The sequence below is a fragment of the Deferrisoma palaeochoriense genome (assembly GCF_054656955.1).
This window is the reverse complement of the sequence record NZ_BAAHXI010000022.1, coordinates 25059-47430: the sequence shown is the minus strand read 5'-3', so window position 1 is coordinate 47430 and position 22372 is coordinate 25059. Positions and strand designations below refer to the sequence as shown.

Genomic DNA, 22372 nt, shown 5'->3' with positions numbered 1-22372 from the left:
GGGATTCTCGGGAAGGGAGTAGCTGCGTGACGGAGTCGAACGCGTCGCCGAAAAACCACCGGAGCCGCATGGCCAGCGTGGTGTCGTGGTGTGTGACCCTGTTTCTGGTGGGTCTCATTGTGCTCGTCATCGCCTACGGCGTGATGCGGCCCAAGCCCCCGCCTCCCGAGCCGGTGGCCCGGGTGACCAACGTGGAGGTGAGCACCGTGCGGCCCCGGCCGTACCGGGAGCGGCTGGAACTTCCGGCCCGCCTCGAGGCGCAGCGGCACGCCGCGGTGGCGGCCGAGTTCGGCGGCCGGCTCGCCCGGTGGCTCGTGGGGGAAGGGGCCACGGTGGCCCAGGGGCAGGTCGTGGCCGAACTCGACACCGCGGCCCTGGAGGCCCAGCGGGCGGAGCTCCTGGCCCGGAAGGCCTCGGCCGAGGCCGCCGTGGCCCGGGCCGAGGCCGGGGTACGGGCGGCCCGGGTGGCCCGGGAGCAGGCCGAGCGGGAGGTGGTCCGGGCCGAGGCGGCCCTCGAGGCGGCCCGGTCGGCCCTCACCCTGGCCCAAAAGGACCACGAGCGGGCCGAGCGCCTGGTGGACGCCGGTGTCCTGGACCGGGCGGCCCTGGACCGGGCGGTAAACGGCCTCGCCCAGGCCCGGGCGGCCGTGCGCCAGGCCGAGCAGGGGCTCGGGGCGGCCCGTCTCGGGGTCGAACGGGCCGAGGCCGGGGTGACGGAGGCCGAGCGGGCCCTGGAGGCCGCCCGGGCCGGGGTGACCGAGGTGTCCCGGGCCCTCGACACGATCGAGGTCCAGCTCGCCAAGAGCCGGATCCGGGCCCCGATCCCGGGTAGGCTCGACGCCCACCGGGTCGAGCCAGGCGAGGTCGTGGCCCCCGGGCAGGAACTCGCCCGGATCTACGATCTGTCGGCCCTGAAGGCGGTGGTGGACGTGCCCGAGCGGTTCGTGGCGTTTCTCGAGCCCTCGAATCCGGCCGTGGCCGCCTACACGGCCCGGTCCCGGCCCGGGGCCGTCCCCGGGGTGCGGGCCCGCGTGACCGTGCCGGGGCTTCCCAAGCTGACCGGCGGGGAGGAGGAGGGCCTCGAGCTTTCCGCCGAGGTCGTCCGGGTGGGCCAGGCGGCCGACCCCGTGAGCAACACCTTCCCCGTGGAACTCCGGGTGCCGAACCCGCAAGCTGCGCTCCGGCAGGGCCACATCGCCCGGGCCGAGATCGAGTTTCTGACCTACCCCGAGGCCATCGTGATCCCCTCCGCGGCCGTACAGGTCACCGACCAGGGCCCCCGGGTCCTGGTGGTGGAGGAGGAAGGGGGCCGGCCCGTGGCCCGGGTGCGCGACCTCGTCCCCGCCTCGATCCGGGAGGACGAGGTCCTGGTGCTCGAGGGGCTCGCCCCGGGGGACCGGCTCATCGTGGCCGGGTGGAAGGGGCTCGTGTCCGGCCAGGCCGTGCGGGTCGTGGTGGAGGACGGGGCCGTGGTGGCCTCGGACGGGGGAGGGACGGCCCGGTGATCCTCACCCGCTTTTCGGTCCGCCACTTCATGGCCGTGCTCGTGCTGTGCGTGGCCATCGTGGTGCTGGGCACGGCCGCCTACCTCTCGATGCCCCGGGAGGCGTTCCCCGACGTCAAGGTGCCGGTGATCACGGTGACCACCGTGCTCGACGGCGCCAATCCCACCGACATCGAAACCTCGGTCACCATCCCCCTGGAAACCGAGCTCGACGGCGTGGAGGGCCTGGAGGAGCTCCGGAGCACCTCCATGACCGACCTTTCGGTGATCTCCATCGAGTTTGACCCCGAGGTGGACACCGAGGTGGCCCTGGCCCGGGTGCGCGACGCCGTGGACAAGGCCAAGGGGGAACTGCCGCCCGAGGCCGAGGAGCCCATCGTCAAGGAGTTCTCGTTCGCGGGCGACGTGCCCGTGATGGTGGTGAACCTGGTGGGCCCCGCCTCCATGGCCCTTTCGGAACTCAAGGACCTGGCCGACCGGGTGGAGGACGAGATCCAGCGCATCCCGGGCGTGCTCGACGTGAAGATCCGGGGCGGCCGGGAGCGGCAGGTGCGGATCGAGGTGGACCCGGTGCGGCTTCGGTATTACGGGCTCGTTCCGGCCCAGGTGGAGGCCGCGGTGCGGGGCACCAACCACAACGTGTCGGCCGGGGTGGCCGACGGGCCCCTGACCCGGGTGATCTACCGGGTGCCGGGGGAGTTTCGGTCGCCGGCCGAGATCTTCGACCTGGTGGTGGGCCGTTCCCCCGACGGGGTGCCGGTGTACCTCAGGGACGTGGCCACGGTGACCTACGCCTTCGCCGACGAGACGAGCCGGGCCCGGCTCTACGACTTCCGGGCGGCCGACGGGGAGCGCTCCCTCGGCCGGTACGTGGAGCCCCAGAAGACCGTGTCGCTGGAGATCATGAAAAAGAGCGGGGAGAACATCCTCGCCGTGACCGACGCGGTCAAGGCGCTCCTGGGGGAACTGGGGCTGCCGCCCCAGGTCAAGGCCGTGGTGGCCCTCGACACCTCCCGGGACGTGCGCCGCATGGTGAGCGATCTCGAAAACGGCATCCTCACGGCGCTTCTTCTCGTGCTTGGGGTGATCCTGGTGGGCCTGGGGGCCCGAAACGCGTTTCTCGTGGCCTGGGCGATCCCGTTCTCCATGCTGATCTCGATCCTGGTCCTGCGGTTCCTGGGCTACACCCTGAACATGATGGTCTTGTTCTCGCTCCTTCTGGCCCTCGGGATGCTCGTGGACAACGCCATCGTGATCGTGGAGAACATCTACCGCCACCACAGCCTGGGCCTCTCTCGGCCCCGGGCGGCCGTGGTGGGCACGGCCGAGGTGGCCTGGCCGGTCATCGCGTCCACCGCGACCACGGTGGCCGCGTTCCTGCCCATGGTGTTCTGGCCCGGGATCATGGGCGAGTTCATGGCCTATCTCCCGGTCACGGTGATCGTGGTGCTCTCGAGTTCGCTGTTCGTGGCCCTGGTGATCAACCCGACCCTGTGCGCGCTGGTGATGAAGCGAAAGCGCGGGGCCGAGGCCACGGTGGACCCCGAGACCACCCGGCCCACCTACCGGGCCGTGGTGCTCTATGGCCGGTTCCTGGAGTTCCTCCTGGACCGGCCCGGGTGGACCCTGACCACGGCCTTCGCCGTGCTCCTTCTCGTGTTCGCCGTGTACGGGGTGTTCGGCCACGGGGTGGAGTTCTTCCCGACCATCGACCCGAACCTCGTCATGGTGAGCGTGACCCCGCCCGAGGGGACGAGCCTCGAGGCCTCCGACCGCCTGAGCCGGGCGGCCGAGGACCGGGTGTTCGGCCGGCCGGGGTCGGGGTACGACCGGCCGGTGGAGAACCTCAAGCACGCCACGGTGACCGTGGGCCTAGAGGCCCGGGGCGGGTTCGGGGAGGAGGGGCTCGGGCCGGTGGTGACCCGGGTGCAGTTCGTGGAGCGGCCCTACCGCACCGAGAGCACGGCCGATACCCTGACCGAGATCCGCCGCCGGCTCGAGGGGCTCGACCGGGACGGCCGGCGGGTGGCGCCCCCGCTCCACGGCGCCGAGTTCGACGTGGTGAAGCCCCAGGAGGGGCCGCCCACGGGCAAACCCGTGTCGATCCAGCTCTTCGGGGACGACCTCGCCCAGCTCGCGGCCGTGGCCCAGGACATGAAGGCGCTCATGGCCTCGGTGCCCGGCGTGGCCAAGCCCACCGACGACGCGGCCGCGGCCCAGCCGACCCTCGAGTGGGCCGTGGACCGGGCCAAGGCCGGCATGCTGGGGCTCGACCAGGCCTCGGTGGCCGGGGCCCTTCAGATGACCGTGGGCGGCCGCCGGGCCGGCACCTTCGGCCACGGCGACGACGAGCAGGACATCTGGCTTAGGCTTCCCAAGCCCTACCGCCTCGACACCGATCGGGTGCTCACGGTGCCGATCCCCACGGCCCTGGGCGGGGCCGTGCCGGTGGGGGCGGTGGCCCGGCCCGAACTCGTGCCCGGGCCGATCCAGATCAAGCACCTGGACCGCAAGCGGGTGGTCAGCGTGGGGGCCGAGGTGGAGCCGTGGGTCCGGGCCGACGCCGACGTGCGCGCCGCGTTCCAGGCCAAGGCCCGGGCCTACCCGTTTCCCCCCGGGGTGACCTACCGGTTCGCCGGGGCGGCCGAGGAGCAGGAGGAGTCCACCCGGTTCCTGTCCCAGGCCTTCGTGGTGGCGCTCTTCCTGATCGCCCTGGTGCTCGTGCTCCAGTTCAACTCGATCCTGGTGCCCGGCATCGTGATGACCTCGGTGATCCTGAGCCTGATCGGGGTGTTCCTGGGGCTTCTCGCGTTCCGGATGCCCTTCGGGATCATCATGAGCGGCATCGGGGTGATCTCGCTCGCCGGCGTCGTCGTGAACAACGCCATCGTGCTCCTCGACGCCGTGCGCCAGTTCCAGCGGCGGGGCCAGAGCGTTCGGGACGCCGTGGTGAGCGCGGGGATGGTCCGGTTCCGGCCGGTGCTCCTCACGGCCGTGACCACGATCCTGGGGCTCGTGCCCATGGCGCTCAAGATCAACATCGATTTCCTGAACCTGACCTACCAATACAACACCGAGTCGAGCCAGTGGTGGCAGTCCATGGCCGTGGCCATCATCTTCGGCCTGGCCGTGGCCACCGTGCTCACCCTGGGCGTCGTGCCGACCCTCTACCTCCTCTACGCCCGGTTCCGGCTGTGGCTCTTCCTGAAGCTCGGCTGGAAGGTGGACCGGGAGATGGACATCATGGGCCTGGCCGAGGAGCTCGAGCAGGCCCGGGGGTGAGGCGCGCACCCCCGGGCGTTCATCGGCCTCACGCCGCCGGCCTCCGGTTCCGGAGCCCCCCGCCCGTGCGGCGGAAGGCGAACCCCGTGCCGGTGCGGGGGGCGTCGAGGATCCGGGCCAGGGTGGCCTTCACGGTGGCCTCGTCGTCGTCGAAATCCCCGTGGTGCCGGGCCCGGGAGGCCCCGGCCGAGCCCACGGGCTCGGTGTTGGGGGCCAGCACCCAGTTTCCGCCCCTCGTGAGCACCTGGCCGAGGTCGGGGTCGTCCTCCACGAACCTCTCCATGCCGAGGATCGGCCACCCGTCCCGCACCAGCGGGATCCGGGGTTTCTCCTCGAAGGCGTTCGACACCAGGTACAGAAGCGATTTGTGGTAGATGTGGGCGCAGTGGTCGTCCTGCTCGGCCTCGTCCGTCAGGGTGAACAGGGCGAACCGCCCCACGGCCCCGTCCCGGAGCGCCGGGAGGTAGAGGGCCTTGAACAGGTCCACCGTGCAGGCCGGCGCCCACAGGGTGCAAGACGCGATCCGGAGGCCGAGCCCCGTGCGGCCGGCCAGGGGCCCCGAGGCGATGGTGCCCCGGGCCGTGAGCCATCGGACCAGGGGCCCCAGGAAGATGCTGCCGGCGCTGTGGCCCACGAGGTGGAGTTCCACCGCGGGGTCCGCGGCGGCGAGTTCGGCCAAGAGCTCCCCCACCCGGCGGGCCGCGCCGTCCCGGCGGGTCGTGGCGCGTAGGGCGTTCTCCTTCATCTCGTCCCACAGGGCCTTGCCCCCCAGGGCCCGGGCCAGGGGCTCGAGGCCGTCGTCCAGCCGGTCGAGCAGGAAGTCCTTGGCCTCGTCCCAAACCCCCTCGGGCCGGCGCCGGCCCAGGGCGTCGTCGAGGATGTTTCGGATCGTGGTCCAGGCGTCGGTCTTCCACACGAAGGCCAGGGGGTACACCCGGGCCCCCAGGAGGGCCGCCCGGTACTCGGCCACCCGCTGGATCGCGGCCTTCTCCGACACGAGGCCCCCGTGGGCGTAGAGGAGGATCCGTTTCCGGTCCCAGCCGGCCGTGAGTTGGGGAATCTCGGTCCGCACGATCTCGGCCGCCTCGGCCGGGGTGGTGCCAAAGGTGCCCCCCTCCCGGAACCGGCCGTCGTTGCCCACGCTTATGATATGGGGCCGCAGGTCGGCGTAGGCGTACCCGCCGGCCAGGTTTCCCTGGGCCGAGATCCCGGCGGCCACGGCCTCCCGGGCCAGGGCCACCGGGGCCCCGAGCCGGGCCACCCACACGTCCATGGCGTTCTCGAACCAGTCGTCGTAGGTGACAAGCGCCAGGCCCCCCTGGCCCCACCCCGCTCCCCAGGAGTTTTGGATCCAGAACCCCCGCTCGTCGTACCCCACGATGGCGAAGGCGTGGCCCCCGACTCGGTCGGGCCGAAGCGGGATCACCCCGTCGTCCCCGGGTTCGTACCAGCCCGTGTGGACCCGGGCTGTGGCGTAGAGGATGCCCACCTCGGCCAGCGCCGCGTGGAGCGCGGCGATGTCGTGGTGGTTCACCCGGTAGTAGGCCCCGAGGGGCCGCCGGCCGGCGTCCCGGGCCAGCGCGTCGGAGATGTGGGGCCGGGTGCGGCGTCGGGGCCAGAGCCGGTGGGCGCACACCCCGTGTTTGTGCCAGCCTTTCACGGCGCCCCGGGCGCTCGAGCCCTCGTAGTCCTCCCCGGGCCACTCGTCGTAGCGCCGGGCCAGGTCGTAGAGCATCCAGGGGCTCACCCGCGTTCGGTCGGGCTCCACGCTGCGGGTGCGCAACAGGTAGTGCACCACGGTGGCGAGCCCGAACCCGGTGCAGGCGCCGTCGGGCCCCTGGTCGAGCACCGGCACCTTGGCCCGTCGGTACCGCTCCACGGGAAGCCGCGGGGGGACCTCCACCAGGGTGGGCTCGAAGAGCCGGTCGCGGAAGTCGGCGGTGTCGGGGCGGGCGTCGAAGCGGTAGGTTTCGAGGGGGACGGGGGCCATCAGGGAACCTCCTTGGGGACGGTGGAAGGGGGCGGCTCGGGGTGGGGCCGGCGCATCGACCCGAACAGGTACCCCACGATCGCCCCGAGGATGCCCATGGCGGCCGTGAGCTGCTGCTCGGCGTCGGCCAGCACCACGATGAACACGGTGGCGAACACCACGAGCACGAGCCCCGCCGCGTTCAGGATGAGGGCGGTGGAGTGGGGGGGCCGCCACAGGAGCACCCCGAGCACCGCGGCTAACGTGGCCACCAGGGTGACGCTGAGCAGGATGCACTCGGTCACCCGGTTGGCCTCCTGCTTCATGCGGTACTCGTGGAGCAGGGTGAGGTAGAGCTGGTAGTCGGTGCTCGCGGTGCGGGTGTCGGACGGGGGGGCCCCCGCGAGGTCCGTGGCCTCCACGAGATCCATCATCGCGTCCACCCGATTGGGCGCGGGGACGTCACCGGCCGCCCTCGCCGCCCCAATGCCCAGGAACCCCGCGAGCACGACGAGCCAAACCAGGCGGCGGCCGCTCACGGCTGCTCCTCCAGGATCCGCAAGAACCGGTAGTACCGGTAGGCGGCCGTGTCGTCCCCCTGCTCCTTCGCCCGCTTCAGCCGATCTTCGAGCCGTGCCTTCAGGTCCTGGCGCTCCTCGGGGGTGAGGCGGGCCGCCTGTTCCCGGAACCGTTGGAACGGGTCGGGTTGGGGAGGCGGGGCCATCTGCTGGGTCTGGGGAGGGGGCGCGAAGGGGCGGAGCTCCCCCGCCGCGGCCGGGGCGGCGAGGTACAGGGCGACCCCGATGGGAACCACGAGACGAACGGCCCACCTCATGGCCGTCCCTTCCGGGCCGCGCGAATCGGGCCCACGTTTTCGGCGACCACCGGCACGCCGTCGAGTTCCTCCGGAAGGGGCGGCGCCACCGCCCCGGGGGGCCGGTCGGTGCCGATCCGGATGCACGCCCCCCCGTCCGGGCCGAGCCCCACCCAGACCCCCACCACACCGGGCCGGGAGAGGAGGTCCTCCTGGTGCCGGGCGAGCACGTCCTGGGCCCTGTCGACGGTGGTCATCGCGCTGTGCCTCCGAGGGATTCCGGAACCCTGCCAGAGCCGGGGCCGAAGTCAACCCACTCCGTGGGGCACGCGGGAGGGGACCGGATCCTCTTCCCGTGCCTGCCGCCCGGCACGCCGGCCTGGGGCGAACGGTGCGGCGGCGTTACTGAGCCCCCGCGTTCATCCGGTCGGCGAAGGTCTGGGCCGCGGCCCGCAGGGCCCGGAGGCCCCGGGGGATCGCCCGGGTAAACTCCTGGGCCGAGCCGCAGAAGGCCTCGGTCGTGGCCCAGACGTTGTCGTCCACCAGAAAGACCTTGGCCACCTTGGTGTCGGCGGTGGCGCGGGCCGCCGCTTCGACGGCGCGCCCCTTCTCCTCCGGGGTGCCAAGGGGCCAGAAGTTCGGAAAGACCATCTGGTAGAACTCCTCGTCTGAGGTGTCGAAGGTGAGGGCGAAGAGGAAACCGTCGGCCTTGAACGTGACCATGCCGTTGGGCGCCCGCTCCGGGCGGTACCCCTGCGCCTCCAGGTACGAGAAGCAGACCTCGGAGCGGTCTGGCTCCGGGGCGCTGTCGCGTCGTTTGCCGAACATGGGCAACGTCCTTTCGGCGCGTCCCGCCCGGCCCGACGGGGACGGGCGGGACGCGCCTTGCGGGTTACGAGAAGTCGAACCGCACGTAGGGGACGAACACGGCGTCCGGGTGCCGGAAGCTCACCCGGGAGGTGGACCCCCCTCCGGAGGTGTAGGCGTACACCCGAAGCTGCACCTCGGCCAGGACCCACCGTTCGGCCCCCACGGGTAGGGAGGCGCTGTAGATCGCCCCGGAACGGTCGATCCGGCCCGACCGGTTGATGTTTCCGCCCCCCAGGGCGAACACATCGCTCCTCACCGAGGCGGACCAGTAGTTCTGGTGGAGCCGCACCGACACGTCCACGTCCAGCTTGGCCGACTTCGAGTCGTACCAGTGGTCGTTGGCGTAGATCGTGTACCAGCCGCGGGTCGTGTAGGGCACCCAGGCGCGCACGTGCCCATTTCGCCGGGGCCACAGGGCGAAGAAGAGTTTGACGTAGGTGTTGACGTAGTTGTCGTCGGTGATGCCCCATCCGTCGCCCCGAGCGTTGGCGTAGGCGTACATCTTCCGGGCCGCAAGGCTGAACCCGCCGCTTCCCTGGGTCACGCCGCCCTCGTTGTGCCGGTACCAGGCCCACCAGCCGTGGTAGGGATTGAAGTCGTGGTAGTTCCCCGGGCCCGGGCCCACCACGGTCTCGGCCTCCACGAGCGATGAGGCGACCGCGATCTCCCGCATCAGGGGCGATTCGTCGGGTTCCCCCGAGGGGCCCAGCCGTTCCTCGGCCTCCGCGCACAGGGCGTCTACCGAGGCCACCTCGGTGCGGGCCTGGGCCTCCAGGTCGGCGGCCTTGAGCTTCAGCGCCGAGAGCACGTCGAGGACCTGGGCTTCTTTCTCTTTTCGGGCCGCCTTGGTGGCCAGGACGGCCGCCTCCTCTTCGGCGGTTTCCTGATCGGGCCCCAGGCGCGCCTCGGCCTCGAGCCATTCCGCACTCGGCAGTTCGTGGTGGCAGCAGGACATGGGTGTTCCTCCTTTGACCGGGTTCAGGCGACCACGAGTTCGACGCCCAGGGCGATGAGAACGTTGTGGATCGTGTTGTGGATGGTGATCCGGCTCGAGCCGGCGAACAGGAGCCCCACGGCCCTCCGGCCGGCCCGTTCGAGGAGCAGGGAGCCGGAGTCCCCCCCCTGGCTCATGTTGCTGGTGATGATCTGGTTGCGGAAGTAGGCGGTGCCCCTCGCGCCGTAGCCCACGGCCACGGTGGCGTCGATGCCGGTGACCCGGCCCGCGGTGGTGCCCGTGGTGCGGCCGGTTTTCACCACGGCCTGGCCCAGGGTCGCCTCGGCGGTTCCCGTGGGAAGCCCCAGCCCGTGGATCGGCCCGATCACGGCCCGCAGGTCCACCGGCAGGGCGAGGGCCGCGTCCACCAGGTTGTACCGATCGGGGGAGCCGAACCGGATGGGGACGAACCGGGCCAGGCGGGCCACGAGGTCCCGGGGGTACGCCCCGCCGTCGTGCCGGCCCGGCTGGAGCACCGGGTCGCCGGGGCTGGCCCCGTTGGAGTTCGCCAGCACGTGGTTGTTGCTCAGGATGTACGTCCGGCAGGGCGGGCACCGGTCCCGGACCAGGCACCCGAAGGTGCCGGCCGTGATCCGGTAGTGGCCCAGGCTGAACCCCGGGCGGCAGGGCCGGATGCGGGCCGTGTTGGCCAGGGCTTCGAGCCGCCCGGTCTCCACCACGTCGGTTTTGGTGCCGTCGCACTCCTGGGGCACCACGGCGTTGCGGGGAAGGTCCTTCTTCGGGAGCTTCTTCTCCACGTAGACCACCAGGGCAACGTCCTTGGTGGCCTTTCCCTTCACCTCCTTGAACCCGATCCCGACCCCCACCACGTTGGGGAGCCCGAGGAGTTCGGGTTCCCGCGCTTCCTTGGCGAGTTGCGCCTCCTGAACGGCCTGTGGGTCCACCCCTTCGCCTGCCATGACCACCTCCTCGGGCCTCGCCCGGTTCGGGAACTCCCCCGTGGGAGGGCAGCCAAGCCGGGCGGGGTCACGGCCGGGTCACGGGACGGTCACGGCGGGCTCACCGGGGCGGGAACGAACCGAACGGTTTGCGAAAAGGGCCGATCGGATAGGGCGGGGGTCAGGCCCGGTCGAGGAGCCGCTCCAGGCGTTCAAGGCACCGCTCCAGCCGTTCCACGGCGTCCTCGATGCGCCCGTCCTCCCGCTCCGCGGGGCCGGGCGAAGGGGTGACGCTCCGGGCGTCGGCCGCGAGACGGCGTGTCTCCTCTTCGGGCTCGGCTCCGAGTTCGCTGCGCAGCGCCTGCCGACACCGTTCGAACTGCCGCAGGGCGAGGGTTCGATGGCCGGCTTCGAGGTGGATCCGCATGACGTGGCGGTGCACGTCCTCCCGGAGGGGGTCTTCGTCGAGGAGACGGAGGGCCGCCTCGAGGGCCCGCTCGTACATCCCGTAGTAGGCGTGGAACCGGGCGAGGGTTTCGAGGACCTGGTGGTACCGCCGCCGCGCGTTCTCCCGGGGGAGGTCGATCCAGGGGGCGTCCCAGCCGGCGAGGAGGTCCCCGCGGTAGAGCCGGGTGCCCCGCTCGGCCCGGGCGGCGTCGTCGAAGGAAAGGGCGTGGAACGGTTCCCGGACGGAGGCGTGGGTGAGGTCGAGGAACTCGGCCAGGTCCAGCCGGTGGGCCCCGAGGTCGATGCCGACCTCACCGCCGCGGTGGACGACGCATTCCCCCCCGTCGTCCCCGAGGGCGGTCCGGAGGCGCCAGAGGGCCGTGCTGAGGCATCGGCGGGCCTGGGCGTCGGGAAGGCCGGACCACAGCGTGCCGGCTGCCACGCCCCAGGGTACCGACCGGCCCGCGCACAGGAGGTGCGCGAGCACGGTGGCGGCGCTGGCCGGGAGCCGCACCGGTTTGCCCCCGCCGCGCGGCTCCACCCGAAACTCCCCCAGCACCAGAAACCGAAACGCCTCCATCCTTCCCCTTCCCGCACACGGCCGGGGCCGAAATCGCAAGGGAGACCGCGCAGTAGTGTCAGTGACGGGTTCCCAGGTCCGGAACCCTAACCGCGCGGAGGAAAACGTCAAACGACCGGCCCCGGATTGGGCGATGGCAGGTTCCCAAAGAGCGACGGGGACAACGGCACGAAGGGGGGGCACGCGAGGGGCGAAAACCGTGCTCCCGCCCCCGTCGCGGCGCATCGAGCGGCCCCGGGCCGGCACCCCGACCGGGGAGCAGATTTGAGCGCGGCCGTCTCTCGGTCCGGGTCGGAAGGGGTGTGGGCGCCCCGGTACGGCGCAGTCCCAATCACCAGCGGCCTCGGGTCCCACAGCAAGCGGCCCCGCCCAGAACCCGGCACGGGGGACGGGGGCGCGGGGTGCCGGTAAGGGGGGCTTCGCCACCCGTCATCCCGCCGGCAGACGAGCCACCGGTTGTGCCTACCCCGCCCCCTGGTCGGTGGGGTAGCATGGCCGGACCGCACCGGCCGGGTGCCGGTGTGAGAGCGGCGCCGTGCAGGCGACAGAGGACGGGGGGTCCCTGCCATCTGTCCTCTGCATTTGGCCTCCTGAGCGGCCGCCCCCACGGGCTGGGACGGGCGATGGCGTCTGGATCGCGAAGGCTTTCAGCCGCCCGCCCGCCAAACAGCCCAACCGCCCCGCTGAAGGAACGGAACCAGACCGAGGACCGCAGACCGGAGACCGATTGTGTTCGGAAAAGGATTTCGCGCCTGCCTGCCCGTGGCCGCGAGCGTGGCCGCCTACGGGAGCGTGCTGGGGGTGCTGGCCGCCCAGAAGCAGCTTTCCTGGGGGCAGGTGCTGTGGATGGACCTCTTGGTGTTTGCCGGGTCGGCCCAGTTCGTCATGGTGGACCTGTGGGCCTGGCCCCCGGCCGCGGGCCCCATGGCCCTCGCCGTGGGGGTCATCAACGCCCGGTACCTCCTGATCGGGGCGACCCTCCGGCCCGTGTTTGAGGGGAGGGGCCTCCTGAGCAAGCTCTTTTTCATGCACTTCGTGGCCGACGAAAACTGGGCCGTCACCATGGCCGCCCACCGCCGGGGCGAAGCCGACGTGTGGCACCTTTGGGGCGGGGGGCTTTGCGTGATGGCGGCCTGGTGCCTGGGAACCCTGGCCGGGGTGGGCCTGGGGGCCGCGGTGCCCGACCCCGAGGCATGGGCCCTGGATTTCGCGTTCACGGCGGTGTTTACGGCCCTGGCCGTGAGCCTGTGGCGCGGCGCCCCTCGCGACGGGTTGCCCTGGGCCGCGGCCGTGGGGGCCGCCTGCCTGGCCGACCGGTGGCTTCCGGGCACCTGGTACGTGCTGGCCGGCGGGTTGGCCGGGGCCGTGGCGGCCGCGTTCGGCCGGGGGGACGAGCCGTGAGGGCCGGCGGATGGCTCGCCGCCGTGGCGGCGGCGGCCGGCGTGACCTACGCCCTCAGGGTCACGGGGCTCCTCCTCTCGGACCGCCTGCCGCGCGGGGGACGAGTGCGGCGGGCCCTGGATGCGCTCCCGGGGGCGATCCTGGTTTCGCTCGTGGCCCCGTCGGTGGGGAAGGCCGGGCCCTGGGGCCTGGGGGCCGCGGGGCTGACCGCATGGGTCGCCCTGCGCACCCGAAACGTGTTCCTGGCCATGCTGGCCGGCATGGCCGTGGTGATCCTCCAGCGGAGGCTCGGGTGGTGAGCGGCAAGGGCGCCCTGGCCCGGCCCCTGCCGGCCCTCCAGGACCCCGAAGGGGACCGGGTGCCTGAAGGCCTTCCCCCGGTCATCGACGCCCACGTCCACGTGTTCCCCGACCGGCTCTTTGCCGCCGTGCGCTCGTGGTTCGACGCCCACGGGTGGCCGATCCGGTACCGCCTCACGGCCGCCGACGCCGTGCGGTTTCTTCTCGACCGGGGAGTGGAGCACCTCGTTCTCCTCCAGTACGCCCACCGCCCCGGCATCGCCCGGGACCTGAACCGGTTCCTGGCCGGGTTGGTGCGGGGGGAGCCGCGGGTCACGGGGCTCGCCACGGTGTTCCCCGGAGAGCCCGGGGCCCGGGAGATCCTGGAGGAGGCGGTGGATCTAGGGCTACGGGGGGTGAAGCTCCACGCCCACGTCCAGGGGATCCCGGCGGACGACGCCGCCACCTTCGAGGTGGCCGCGTTCTGCGCCGAGCGGGGGGTGCCGCTCGTGGCCCATTTCGGCCGGGAGCCCCGGAGCCCGGCGTACCCCACGGACCCCCATCGCACCTGCTCGGCCGGGCGGACCCGGCGGCTCCTGGAGGCGTTCCCGGGGCTCAAGCTGGTGGTGCCCCACCTGGGGGCCGACGAGTTCGAGGCCCATGCGGAGCTCCTGGAGGCGTTCGATCGCCTGTGGCTCGACACCACCATGATGCTCGCCGGGTACTTCCCCGGCCTCACGCCCCCGCCGATCACCCGGTTTCGGGCCGACCGGATCCTTTTCGGCAGCGATTTCCCGAACCTCCCCTACGCCTGGGACAGGGAACTCCGACGCATCCGGACCCTCGGGCTCCCGCCGGAAACCCGGGAGCGGGTCCTCCACCGAAACGCCCGGGAGGTGTTCGGGATCCCCGGTTAGCCCGGCCCGCCCGAAGGCAAGGTGCGCCCATTTCTAACTCGAGGGCTCCCTCTTGACACGAAACCGACCCCGATTAGACTTCTGGGCGTGAAACGGTCGTCCGGGCGGGAGGCAACCCTTCATGGCGATTTTGGAAATTTCCGTCGTGCCCATCGGAACAGGGGGTCCGAGCTTGAGCCGCCACCTGGGGGCGGTCGCGAAGGAACTCGAGCGAAGCGGCCTCCGGTACGAGGTACATCCCATGGGCACCGTGGTGGAAGGCCCGTTGGACGAACTGCTGGCCCTGGCCCGGCGGATGCACGAGGCCGGATTTTCCTCCGGGGTGTCGCGGGTGCTCACCCGGATCGCCATCGACGACCGCAGGGACAGGGATCGGCCCATGGAGGCGAAGGTGGAAAGCCTCAAGCGGGCCGCCCGGAAGGCGGGGCCGTGATTCGCCTCGAGATCCCCGGGGCGGAACCCCTCGAGCTCCGCTCCGTGCTCGCGGATTTCAACGGCACCCTGGCCGTGGACGGCCGGATCTCGGCGGGGGTCCGAAAGCGCCTCGAGGCCCTGGCGGCGAAGATCCGGGTGGTCGTGGCCACGGCCGACACCTTTGGCACGGTGGAGGCCGAGGTCGCGCTCCCAGGGGTGGAGGTCCGGAGGCTCACGGCGGGGTTCCAGTCGGCCCAGAAGGAGAAGATCCTGGAGCAGTTGGGGCCCGAGGCGACGGTGGCCCTCGGCAATGGGGTGAACGACCACCGCATGGTGGCCAGGGCCGCGTTGGGGATCGTGGTGCTGGGCCCCGAGGGTGCCGCCTGGGAAACGCTTCGCCGGGCCCGGGTGGTGGTGCCGTCGGCCGAGGACGCCCTGGACCTCCTCTTGGAGCCCAGGCGGCTGGTGGCGACCCTCCGGGACTGAGGCGGGTTCGCCCATCGCGATTGCACCACGGAGGGAACGGAGGACACGGAGACCCTCACGTTTCGGCGCGAGAGCGCGGAGGACCCGATGGACCCAACGGTGCGGCAGGCCTCGCTGTGGGAAGGGGTGGAGGGGGAACCGGGGCACGTGCGGTGCCGGCTGTGCTCCCACCGGTGCCGCATCGCGCCCGGCCGGCGAGGGCTTTGCGGGGTGCGCGAAAACCGGGGCGGAACCCTCTTCACCTTGGTCTATGGTCGGCTGGTGGCCGCCAACGTGGACCCCATCGAGAAAAAACCCCTCTTCCACGTGGCCCCGGGGAGCCTCTCGTACTCGATCGCCACGGCCGGGTGCAACTTTCGGTGCCTCCACTGCCAGAACTACTCCATCAGCCAGGCCCCTCGCGAGGGGGGCTCCGTCCCCGGCCGGCACGTGCCGGCCGAAACCGTGGTGCGGGAAGCCGTGGCCTCGGGGTGTGCGTCCATCGCCTACACCTACACCGAGCCGACGATCTTTTTCGAGTACGCCCACGACTGCATGACCCTGGCCCACGGGCAGGGGCTTCTCAACGTGTTCGTGACCAACGGGTACATGACCCCGGAGTGCCTCGACGCGGCGGACGGGCTCCTCGACGCGGCGAACGTGGACCTGAAGTCCATGTCGGACGAGTTCTACCGCACGGTGTGCGGGGCCCGGCTCCAGCCGGTTCTCGACACGATCCGGGAGTTTGTCCGGCGGGGGGTGTGGGTGGAGGTCACCACCCTGGTGATCCCGGGCCGCAACGACTCCGAGGCGGAACTCCGGGAGGCGGCCCGGTTCCTCGCGGGCGTGAGCCCCGAGATCCCGTGGCATGTGACGGGGTTTTTCCCCACCTACAAGCTCACCGACGCGCCCCCGACTCCGGTTTCCACGCTTCGTAGGGCCTGGGAGATCGGCCGGGAGGAGGGGCTTCGGTTCGTGTACACGGGCAACCGCCCGGGTCGGGGAGGGGAGGACACGGTGTGCCCGTCGTGCGGCGAGATCGTCGTGGGACGCCTCGGCTATGCGCTCACCCGACGGAACCTGACCGGTGACGGCCGGTGCGGGTCGTGCGGGGAGCGGATTCCGGGCCTCAACATGGGAGGTGGTCCATCATGAAGTACAAACGAATCCTGGTGCCGCTCGACGGAAGCGAGTTGGCCGAGAAGGCCCTGGACGAGGCCCTTCCGCTGGCCCGACAGGCCGGGGGCGAGGTCATTTTGGTCGGGGTGCTCGACCTCACGGCGGGCATGTACGACGTGTACGCCGAGGCGTTCAACCCGGTGGACCTGCGGGCCCAGCTGGAAAAGTTCCTGGAGGCCGCCCTCGAGCGGGCACGGGAGCGGGCCCAGGCCGAGGGGGTGGCGGCCCGGCGGTTTCTGCGGGTGGGGGTACCCCACGAGGAGATCGTGAATCTGGCCCGGGAGGAGGGCGCCGACCTTATCGTGATGACCACCCACGGCCGAAGGGGATTGACCCACCTGCTCTTGGGAAGCGTCACGGAACGGGTGATCCGCACCAGCCCCTGCCCGGTGCTGGTGGTGCGGCCTGGTGGGGGGGAGTCGGCGGGTGGGTGATCGGGGGCGCAAGAATCGGAGGATCGAGGGAGGCGGTTTTGGGTTGACAGCGGCCGAGGCGTGGTATAAAAGACGAAAAAGGTTATCAATATGATCATCACCCGAGCCACCGAGTACTCGATCCGGGCAGCCCTCTACCTGGCGGAGAAATACCCGGCCCAGGTGGTGTCGAAGCAGGAGATCTGCGAGGCCGAGGGCATCACCCCCGCGTTTTTGACCAAGATCCTGCAGCCGCTGATCCACGCGGGCCTGGTGCGGTCGAAACGGGGGGTTTCCGGGGGCTTTGCCCTGGCCAAGGACCCTTCGCGGCTCACGCTGCTCGACGTGATGGAGGCGGCCGAGGAGCCGATGCTCTTGAACATTTGCCTCATGGAAAACCACCCGTGCGAGCGGGAGTGCACCTGCCCGGTGCACAAGATGTGGGCCGAGGCCAAGGAGAAACTCTCCGAGATCTTCTCCCGCCGGACCTTGGCCGAGTTGGTGGAGGAGCGAAAGCGGTTGCGCGCCCGGGCGGGCGAGTGCACGTAATGGGAGGAAACGAGCCCGTGGGGTGTCCTGGGCCGACCCGCCCCGCGGGCGACCAGCCGCGTTCCGCCCCTCCGGGGCCCCGGGGCGGGTCGGTTGGGCTTCATCCGAACGGACATTTCCAAGGGAGGAGAGCTGAACATGAAACGCTATGCGATGGGACTGTGCCTTGTGGCTGCGGTGGCCTTGGCCTCCGTGGCGGCGGCGGACGACGACGTGACCCAGAAGCACCCGTTTTTCCCGAGCCTCTTGAACACGGCCACGGGGAAGCCGGTGAAGTCCACCGACTTTTACCCCCCGACCAAGTGCAAGGGCTGCCACGCCGAGATTTACGACCAGTGGAAGGGGTCCATGCACTCCAACGCCTACCGGGACCCGGTGTTCCAGGCCCTCTGGAAGCTGGCGAACAAGGAGACGGGGGGCCTCACCGACAAGCTGTGCGCCGGGTGTCACACGGCCGTGGGCACGGTGAGCGAGGAGGTCCGGATGGGCGAGGACGGCGAGTTCCATGTGAGCGAGATCGCCGAGGAGGGGGTCCAGTGCCACCTGTGCCACAGCGTGGTGGACACCCGGATGCTCGAAACCCCCACCACCATGCCCCAGAACGCGAGCATCGTGGTGGACCCGGGGCTCACCATGCGGGGGCCCTACAAGGATGCGAAGCCCATGTGGCACAAGGCCGAGTACTCGGAGCTCCACACCAAGGCCGAGTTCTGCGGGAACTGCCACAACGTGTTTCACCCCCTCAACAACTTCCACATCGAGAACACCTATAACGAGTGGAAGTTCTCGGTGTACGCCCAGAAGGGCATCGTGTGCCAGGACTGTCACATGATGCCCGTGGAGAAGGCGATCGAGGTGGCCCGCACCCTGGAGAAGCCCAAGAACCCGGGCAAGGCCTCTCCCATGGGGCCCGACCGGGACAACGTGTTCACCCACGAGTTCGTGGGCGGGAACTTCACGGTGACGGCGCTCCTCGGGGCGGACAAACACGCCGAGATCGCGAAGAAGCGCCTCCAGAGCGCGGCCGAGCTCGAGCTCAAGCTGCCCGAGAAGGCCGACGACGGCGACATCGCCCGGATCACGGTGCGGGTGCACAACGTGGGCGCCGGCCACAACCTGCCCACCAGCCTGACCGAGGTGCGCCAGATGTGGCTCGACGTCAAGGTCACCGACGCCAGCGGCCGGGAGCTCTACCGGTCCGGCGCCCTAGACAAGGACTACAACCTCACCGAGGGAACGGTGCTCTTTCGGGCCGACGCCGTGGACGAGAAGGGCCGCCACACGGTGAAGCCCTGGGAGATCGTGCGGTTCAACTTCAACACCACCATCCCGCCCAAGGGGTACGCGGACCGGGAGTTTGCGTTCCTCGTGCCGGACGACGCCAAGGGGCCCCTGAAGGTGGAGGTGAAACTGCGGTATCGGTCCTACCCGCAGGCCGTGGCGAACCTGCTCCTGGGGGAGAAGGCCCCGGTGCTGCCCATCGTGGACATGGCCAAGGCCGAGGGTGCGATCCCGGTGGACTGATCGCGCTGTCGAGATCTTCGTTTGACCCCAGCCGGGGCGGTCGGGCGTTGCGGCCCGTCCGCCCCGGTTTCGTTTGGCCGGCCGCCGCTTTCCCGCTCGCCCGGGTTTCTGCTACCCTGCCGCCGCCATGACCGCGCGACCCGACGAAGCCCGCCGGCTCCGGACGATCCTGGACGCCCTGGAACGGACGTACCCCGACGTGCGGCCGAGCCTCAACCACCGCTCGCCCTGGGAACTCCTGGTGGCCACCATTCTTTCGGCCCAGTGCTCCGACGCCCAGGTGAACCGGGTGACGCCGGAACTGTTTGGCCGGTATCCCACACCGGAGGACCTGGCCCGGGCCGAGCCGGCGGAGGTCGAACCCCTGATCCGGTCGATCGGGCTCTTCCGGGGCAAGGCTCGGAACCTGGTGGCCACGGCCCGGGCCCTGGTGGAGCGCCACGGCGGCGAGGTGCCGGCCGACCGGGCGGCCCTGGAGGCCCTGCCCGGGGTGGGGCGGAAGACCGCGTCGGTCGTGCTGGCCCAGGCGTTCGGGATCCCGGCGTTTCCGGTGGACACCCACGTGGGCCGGGTGTGCCATCGGCTGGGGTTCGCGCCCCGGCCCGAGCCCCGGACGGTGGAGGAGGCGGTGGCCCCGCTCCTGCCGCCCGGGCGCTGGAACCTGGCCCATCTTCTGCTCATCCGCCACGGCCGCGAGGTGTGTCACGCCCGCCGGCCCGCGTGCAACCGCTGTCCCGTAGCGAGGTGGTGCCCATGGCCGCACCGAGCGAAGCCCTGACCCGCATGGACCGCCGGGTGCAGCTGCGCCTCGAGGCGATCCGCCGCCTCATGCGCAAGGGCGCGGTGGCCAACCTCCGGCGGATCGTCGAGAAGACCCACCCGGCCGACCTCGCGGCCATCTTCCAGGAGCTCAACGACCTGGAGCAGGGCCGGCTGTTCCAGATCCTGGTGCAGGCGGGCCTGGCCGGCGACGTCCTGAGCGAGATGTCGCCCGACGTGCTCCAGGAGCTCGTGGAGAGCCTGAGCGACGAGGAGTTGGCCGAGATCCTGGCCAGCATGGACGCCGACGACGCCGCCGACCTCCTGGCGCTCCTCCCGGAGGACCGCCGCTCGGGGATTCTGGCGGCCATGAACCTCGAGGACTCCGAGGACATCGGAAAGCTCCTCGGCTACCCCGAGGACTCGGCGGGCGGCATCATGACCTCGTCCTTCTTCGCCCTGGGCGAGGGGGTCACCGTGGAGGAGGCCATCCGGGCGATCCAGGGGGCCGAGGAGGCCGAGACGGTCTTCTACGTGTACGTGGTGGACGACGAGGGGCGGCTCGTTGGGGTCGTGAGCCTGCGGCAGCTCATCACCTCACCGCCCACGGCGACGCTCCGGCAGATCATGGCCACCGACGTGATCAAGGTGGACGTCCACACCGACCAGGAGCAGGTGGCCCGGCTGGTGGCCAAGTATGACCTCCTGGCAATCCCGGTCGTGGACGAGGCCGAGCGCCTGGTCGGGATCATCACCGTGGACGACGTGATCGACGTCCTGCGGGAAGAGGCCACCGAGGACGTGTTCAAGATGGCCGGTACGAGCCAGGAGGAGCTCGTGTACGGCAACCAGGTGCTTCCGATCGTGCGGATCCGGATGCCCTGGCTCGTGATCAACCTGTTCGGGGGCATCCTCACCGGGACGATCCTGTGGTGGTTCCGGGCCACGGTGGAGGAGATCATCGCGCTCGTCTCCTTCGTGCCGGTCATCACGGCCATGGGCGGAAACGTGGGCACCCAGAGTTCCTCGATCCTCGTGCGGGCCTTTGCCACCGGCCGGGTGGACTTCCAGAACCTGGGGGCCCACCTGTGGAAGGAGGTCCGGGTGGGGCTGCTTCTGGGGCTCGTCTGCGGGCTCCTGGTGGGGGCGGTGGCCGTTGTTTGGCACAAGAACGTGTTCCTGGGGGTGGTGGTGGCCGTGTCCATGGTGGCGGCGATGACCGTGGCTGCCACCATGGGGACGCTCGCCCCCGCTCTGTTCCGCAAGCTCGAGATCGACCCGGCCGTGGCCTCGGGCCCGTTCGTCACCACCGCCAACGACATCACCGGCATCCTGATCTACCTGGGCACCGCCACCGCGCTCCTCAAGTTCTTGCCCCACGTCCGATGACCCCCCGCCGCACCGAGGCCTTCGTGCTCCGGACCCGCCCCCTGGGCGAGACCGACCGGGTCGCCGACCTCCTCACCGCCGATCTGGGCCGGGTGGCCGTGGTGGCCAAGGGGGCCCGGCGCTCGTGCAAGCGGTTCGGCGGGCTCTTGGATTACTTCGTGCGGGTCCGGGCTACCCTCCGGCCCGGCCGGGGGGAGCTGTGGCGCCTGGAGGACGTGGAACTCGTCCGGGATTACGGCGGGGTGGCCCGGGATCTGGGAACCCACGCCGCCGCGGCGCACGTGCTCGAGGTGGCCTGGCTGGGCACCCGGGAGGCCGGCCCGGACCGGGCGGTGTTCCACCTGGTGGACGCGGCTCTGGCCGCCCTGGCGGCCGGGGCGGAGCCCGGGAGCCTGCGCCGGGTGTTCCAGGCCCGGATGCTCCAGGCCCTCGGGTGGGCTCCGTTCGGGGCCTGCCCGGGATGCGGGGGGCGGATCGAGGCGGGGGGCGGCGTCCGCGACGGGGCGGTGTGGTGCCGGAGCTGCGGCGGGCCGGAGGCGGCCCCCCTGTCGGCGGGGGCGCTCCGCACCCTGGAGGCGGCGGCCTCGGTGCCGCTCCCGAAGCTGGGCTCGGTGCGGTTCACGCGGGCGGCCGAGGCGGAACTCGGGCCGTTTCTGGACGCGGCGCTCACCCGGGCCCTCGGTGCACGACCCCGCACGCTCGAACGCGATTGACCGGGTTTTCTCGGGTCTGCTAACGTATTCGCCCCTTTTTCCGGTAGAGAAAACAAAGGTTTTCGCAGTCAAACCCGTCGCCGGGCGTCCCGGCGACCCGCAAGGAGGACATCCAAGGTGAGCGCAACCGATCTCAAGGGAAGCTGGGCCCTGATCCTGGGGGCGTCGAGCGGGTTCGGGGCGGCCACGGCCCGGGCCCTGGCCCGGAAGGGCATGAACATCGCCGGGGTGCATCTGGACCGGAAGGCCACCTTGCCCCAGGTGGAGGCCCTGGTCAACGAGCTCGAGGCCACGGGCGCGCGGGTGCGGTTCTTCAACGGGAATGCCGCCGACGCGGAGAAGCGCCGGGAGGTGCTCGATGCGCTCGCGACCGAGTGCGGCGACGGCCCCAAGGTTCGGGTGCTCCTGCACAGCCTGGCCTTCGGCGCCCTCAGGCCCTTTGTGGGGGACCCCAGCGAAACCGTGACCCAGGCCCAGATGGAGATGACCCTGGATGTCATGGCCCACAGCCTGGTGTATTGGACCCAGGACCTGGTGGCCCGAGGGCTCTTCGACCGGGGCGGCCGCATCTTCGCCATGACGAGCTCCGGCGGCCAGCGGGTCTGGGCGTACTACGGCGCGGTCTCGGCGGCCAAGGCGGCGCTGGAGAGCCACATCCGCCAGCTTGCCCTGGAACTCGCCCCCCGCGGCATCACCGCCAACGCGATCCGCGCCGGGGTGACCGACACCCCGGCGCTTCGCAAAATCCCGGGGCACCAGCAGATGGTGGAGGTGGCGAAGTCGCGAAACCCCATGGGCCGGCTGACCACCCCGGAGGATGTGGCCGAGGCCATCGCGCTCCTGGCCGAGCCGGCCAGTTACTGGGTCACGGGTAACGTGATCGGGGTGGACGGCGGGGAGGACATTACCGGCTAGGCGGCTGGGAGGCTGGGACGCTAGGACGCTAGGACGCTAGGACGCTGGGACGTTAGGACGCACACCTCTTGCGATGCCACAGAGGGCAGGTGCCGAG

General features: G+C 71.1%; 23 protein-coding genes. 15 read left to right on the top strand and 8 right to left on the bottom strand.

What is annotated here, in order from left to right; all coding sequences use genetic code 11:
* Positions 1–26: 26 nt before the first annotated feature.
* Both ACYQ8L_RS08140 and ACYQ8L_RS08135 read left to right on the top strand, forming a co-directional pair.
* A complete protein-coding gene (locus ACYQ8L_RS08140; RefSeq protein WP_459941287.1) occupies positions 27–1505 on the top strand; it encodes an efflux RND transporter periplasmic adaptor subunit in 1479 nt (492 codons plus the stop codon).
* Complete coding sequence (locus ACYQ8L_RS08135) at positions 1502–4786, top strand: efflux RND transporter permease subunit (RefSeq protein ID WP_459941286.1); 3285 nt, start codon at positions 1502–1504, stop codon at positions 4784–4786. The genes ACYQ8L_RS08140 and ACYQ8L_RS08135 overlap by 4 nt, the downstream gene beginning before the upstream one ends.
* A 28-nt stretch (positions 4787–4814) precedes the next feature.
* Here the strand turns inward: ACYQ8L_RS08135 and ACYQ8L_RS08130 are convergent, their stop codons facing one another.
* From ACYQ8L_RS08130 to ACYQ8L_RS08095, 8 genes are all read right to left on the bottom strand, one after another.
* Positions 4815–6776 carry a C1 family peptidase gene (locus ACYQ8L_RS08130; protein WP_459941285.1) on the bottom strand — a complete coding sequence of 654 codons (1962 nt, stop codon included), beginning with the start codon at positions 6774–6776 and terminating at the stop codon, positions 4815–4817.
* Positions 6776–7294 carry a hypothetical protein gene (locus ACYQ8L_RS08125; protein WP_459941284.1) on the bottom strand — a complete coding sequence of 173 codons (519 nt, stop codon included), beginning with the start codon at positions 7292–7294 and terminating at the stop codon, positions 6776–6778. The genes ACYQ8L_RS08130 and ACYQ8L_RS08125 overlap by 1 nt, the downstream gene beginning before the upstream one ends.
* Entirely contained in the window at positions 7291–7590 is a 300-nt protein-coding gene (locus ACYQ8L_RS08120) for a hypothetical protein (RefSeq protein ID WP_459941283.1), read from the bottom strand. The genes ACYQ8L_RS08125 and ACYQ8L_RS08120 overlap by 4 nt, the downstream gene beginning before the upstream one ends.
* A complete protein-coding gene (locus ACYQ8L_RS08115; protein WP_459941282.1) occupies positions 7587–7826 on the bottom strand; it encodes a hypothetical protein in 240 nt (79 codons plus the stop codon). The genes ACYQ8L_RS08120 and ACYQ8L_RS08115 overlap by 4 nt, the downstream gene beginning before the upstream one ends.
* 145 nt (positions 7827–7971) lie before the next feature.
* Positions 7972–8397: a hypothetical protein gene (locus ACYQ8L_RS08110; protein WP_459941281.1), complete on the bottom strand. Its 426-nt coding sequence runs from the start codon at positions 8395–8397 to the stop codon at positions 7972–7974.
* A 64-nt stretch (positions 8398–8461) separates the two neighbouring features.
* On the bottom strand, positions 8462–9394 hold the full coding sequence (locus ACYQ8L_RS08105; RefSeq protein WP_459941280.1) for a hypothetical protein: 933 nt from the start codon (positions 9392–9394) through the stop codon (positions 8462–8464).
* A gap of 23 nt (positions 9395–9417) precedes the next feature.
* Complete coding sequence (locus ACYQ8L_RS08100; RefSeq protein ID WP_459941279.1) at positions 9418–10353, bottom strand: chymotrypsin family serine protease; 936 nt, start codon at positions 10351–10353, stop codon at positions 9418–9420.
* Between the two features lie 160 nt (positions 10354–10513).
* Positions 10514–11359 carry an AfsR/SARP family transcriptional regulator gene (locus tag ACYQ8L_RS08095; RefSeq protein WP_459941278.1) on the bottom strand — a complete coding sequence of 282 codons (846 nt, stop codon included), beginning with the start codon at positions 11357–11359 and terminating at the stop codon, positions 10514–10516.
* Between the two features lie 729 nt (positions 11360–12088).
* Between ACYQ8L_RS08095 and ACYQ8L_RS08090 the strand changes: the two genes are divergently transcribed.
* The 13 genes from ACYQ8L_RS08090 to ACYQ8L_RS08030 all read left to right on the top strand — a co-directional run bounded on the left by ACYQ8L_RS08090 (position 12089) and on the right by ACYQ8L_RS08030 (position 22275).
* Positions 12089–12760: an AzlC family ABC transporter permease gene (locus ACYQ8L_RS08090; RefSeq protein ID WP_459941277.1), complete on the top strand. Its 672-nt coding sequence runs from the start codon at positions 12089–12091 to the stop codon at positions 12758–12760.
* Positions 12757–13059: an AzlD family protein gene (locus ACYQ8L_RS08085; protein ID WP_459941276.1), complete on the top strand. Its 303-nt coding sequence runs from the start codon at positions 12757–12759 to the stop codon at positions 13057–13059. The genes ACYQ8L_RS08090 and ACYQ8L_RS08085 overlap by 4 nt, the downstream gene beginning before the upstream one ends.
* Entirely contained in the window at positions 13056–13955 is a 900-nt protein-coding gene (locus ACYQ8L_RS08080; RefSeq protein WP_459941275.1) for an amidohydrolase family protein, read from the top strand. Before ACYQ8L_RS08085 ends, ACYQ8L_RS08080 begins: the two co-directional genes overlap by 4 nt.
* Before the next feature lie 121 nt (positions 13956–14076).
* Positions 14077–14388: an MTH1187 family thiamine-binding protein gene (locus ACYQ8L_RS08075; RefSeq protein ID WP_459941274.1), complete on the top strand. Its 312-nt coding sequence runs from the start codon at positions 14077–14079 to the stop codon at positions 14386–14388.
* Complete coding sequence (locus ACYQ8L_RS08070; protein WP_459941273.1) at positions 14385–14855, top strand: HAD family hydrolase; 471 nt, start codon at positions 14385–14387, stop codon at positions 14853–14855. Before ACYQ8L_RS08075 ends, ACYQ8L_RS08070 begins: the two co-directional genes overlap by 4 nt.
* A gap of 87 nt (positions 14856–14942) precedes the next feature.
* Positions 14943–15989: an AmmeMemoRadiSam system radical SAM enzyme gene (gene amrS / locus ACYQ8L_RS08065; RefSeq protein ID WP_459941272.1), complete on the top strand. Its 1047-nt coding sequence runs from the start codon at positions 14943–14945 to the stop codon at positions 15987–15989.
* Positions 15986–16447 (top strand): universal stress protein, encoded by a 462-nt coding sequence (locus ACYQ8L_RS08060; protein ID WP_459941271.1) that lies wholly within the window; start codon positions 15986–15988, stop codon positions 16445–16447. The genes amrS and ACYQ8L_RS08060 overlap by 4 nt, the downstream gene beginning before the upstream one ends.
* Positions 16448–16537: 90 nt before the next feature.
* On the top strand, positions 16538–16975 hold the full coding sequence (locus tag ACYQ8L_RS08055) for an RrF2 family transcriptional regulator (RefSeq protein WP_459941270.1): 438 nt from the start codon (positions 16538–16540) through the stop codon (positions 16973–16975).
* 138 nt (positions 16976–17113) lie between these two features.
* Complete coding sequence (locus ACYQ8L_RS08050; protein ID WP_459941269.1) at positions 17114–18499, top strand: multiheme c-type cytochrome; 1386 nt, start codon at positions 17114–17116, stop codon at positions 18497–18499.
* Between the two features lie 127 nt (positions 18500–18626).
* The gene (nth, locus tag ACYQ8L_RS08045) at positions 18627–19277 is read left to right on the top strand and encodes an endonuclease III (protein ID WP_459941268.1); all 651 of its coding nucleotides are present in this window, start codon (positions 18627–18629) and stop codon (positions 19275–19277) included.
* Positions 19253–20647 carry a magnesium transporter gene (gene mgtE / locus ACYQ8L_RS08040; protein WP_459941267.1) on the top strand — a complete coding sequence of 465 codons (1395 nt, stop codon included), beginning with the start codon at positions 19253–19255 and terminating at the stop codon, positions 20645–20647. The genes nth and mgtE overlap by 25 nt, the downstream gene beginning before the upstream one ends.
* Entirely contained in the window at positions 20644–21360 is a 717-nt protein-coding gene (gene recO / locus ACYQ8L_RS08035) for a DNA repair protein RecO (protein WP_459941266.1), read from the top strand. Before mgtE ends, recO begins: the two co-directional genes overlap by 4 nt.
* 117 nt (positions 21361–21477) lie before the next feature.
* Positions 21478–22275 carry an enoyl-ACP reductase FabI gene (locus tag ACYQ8L_RS08030; protein ID WP_459941265.1) on the top strand — a complete coding sequence of 266 codons (798 nt, stop codon included), beginning with the start codon at positions 21478–21480 and terminating at the stop codon, positions 22273–22275.
* The last annotated feature ends 97 nt before the right edge of the window (positions 22276–22372 follow it).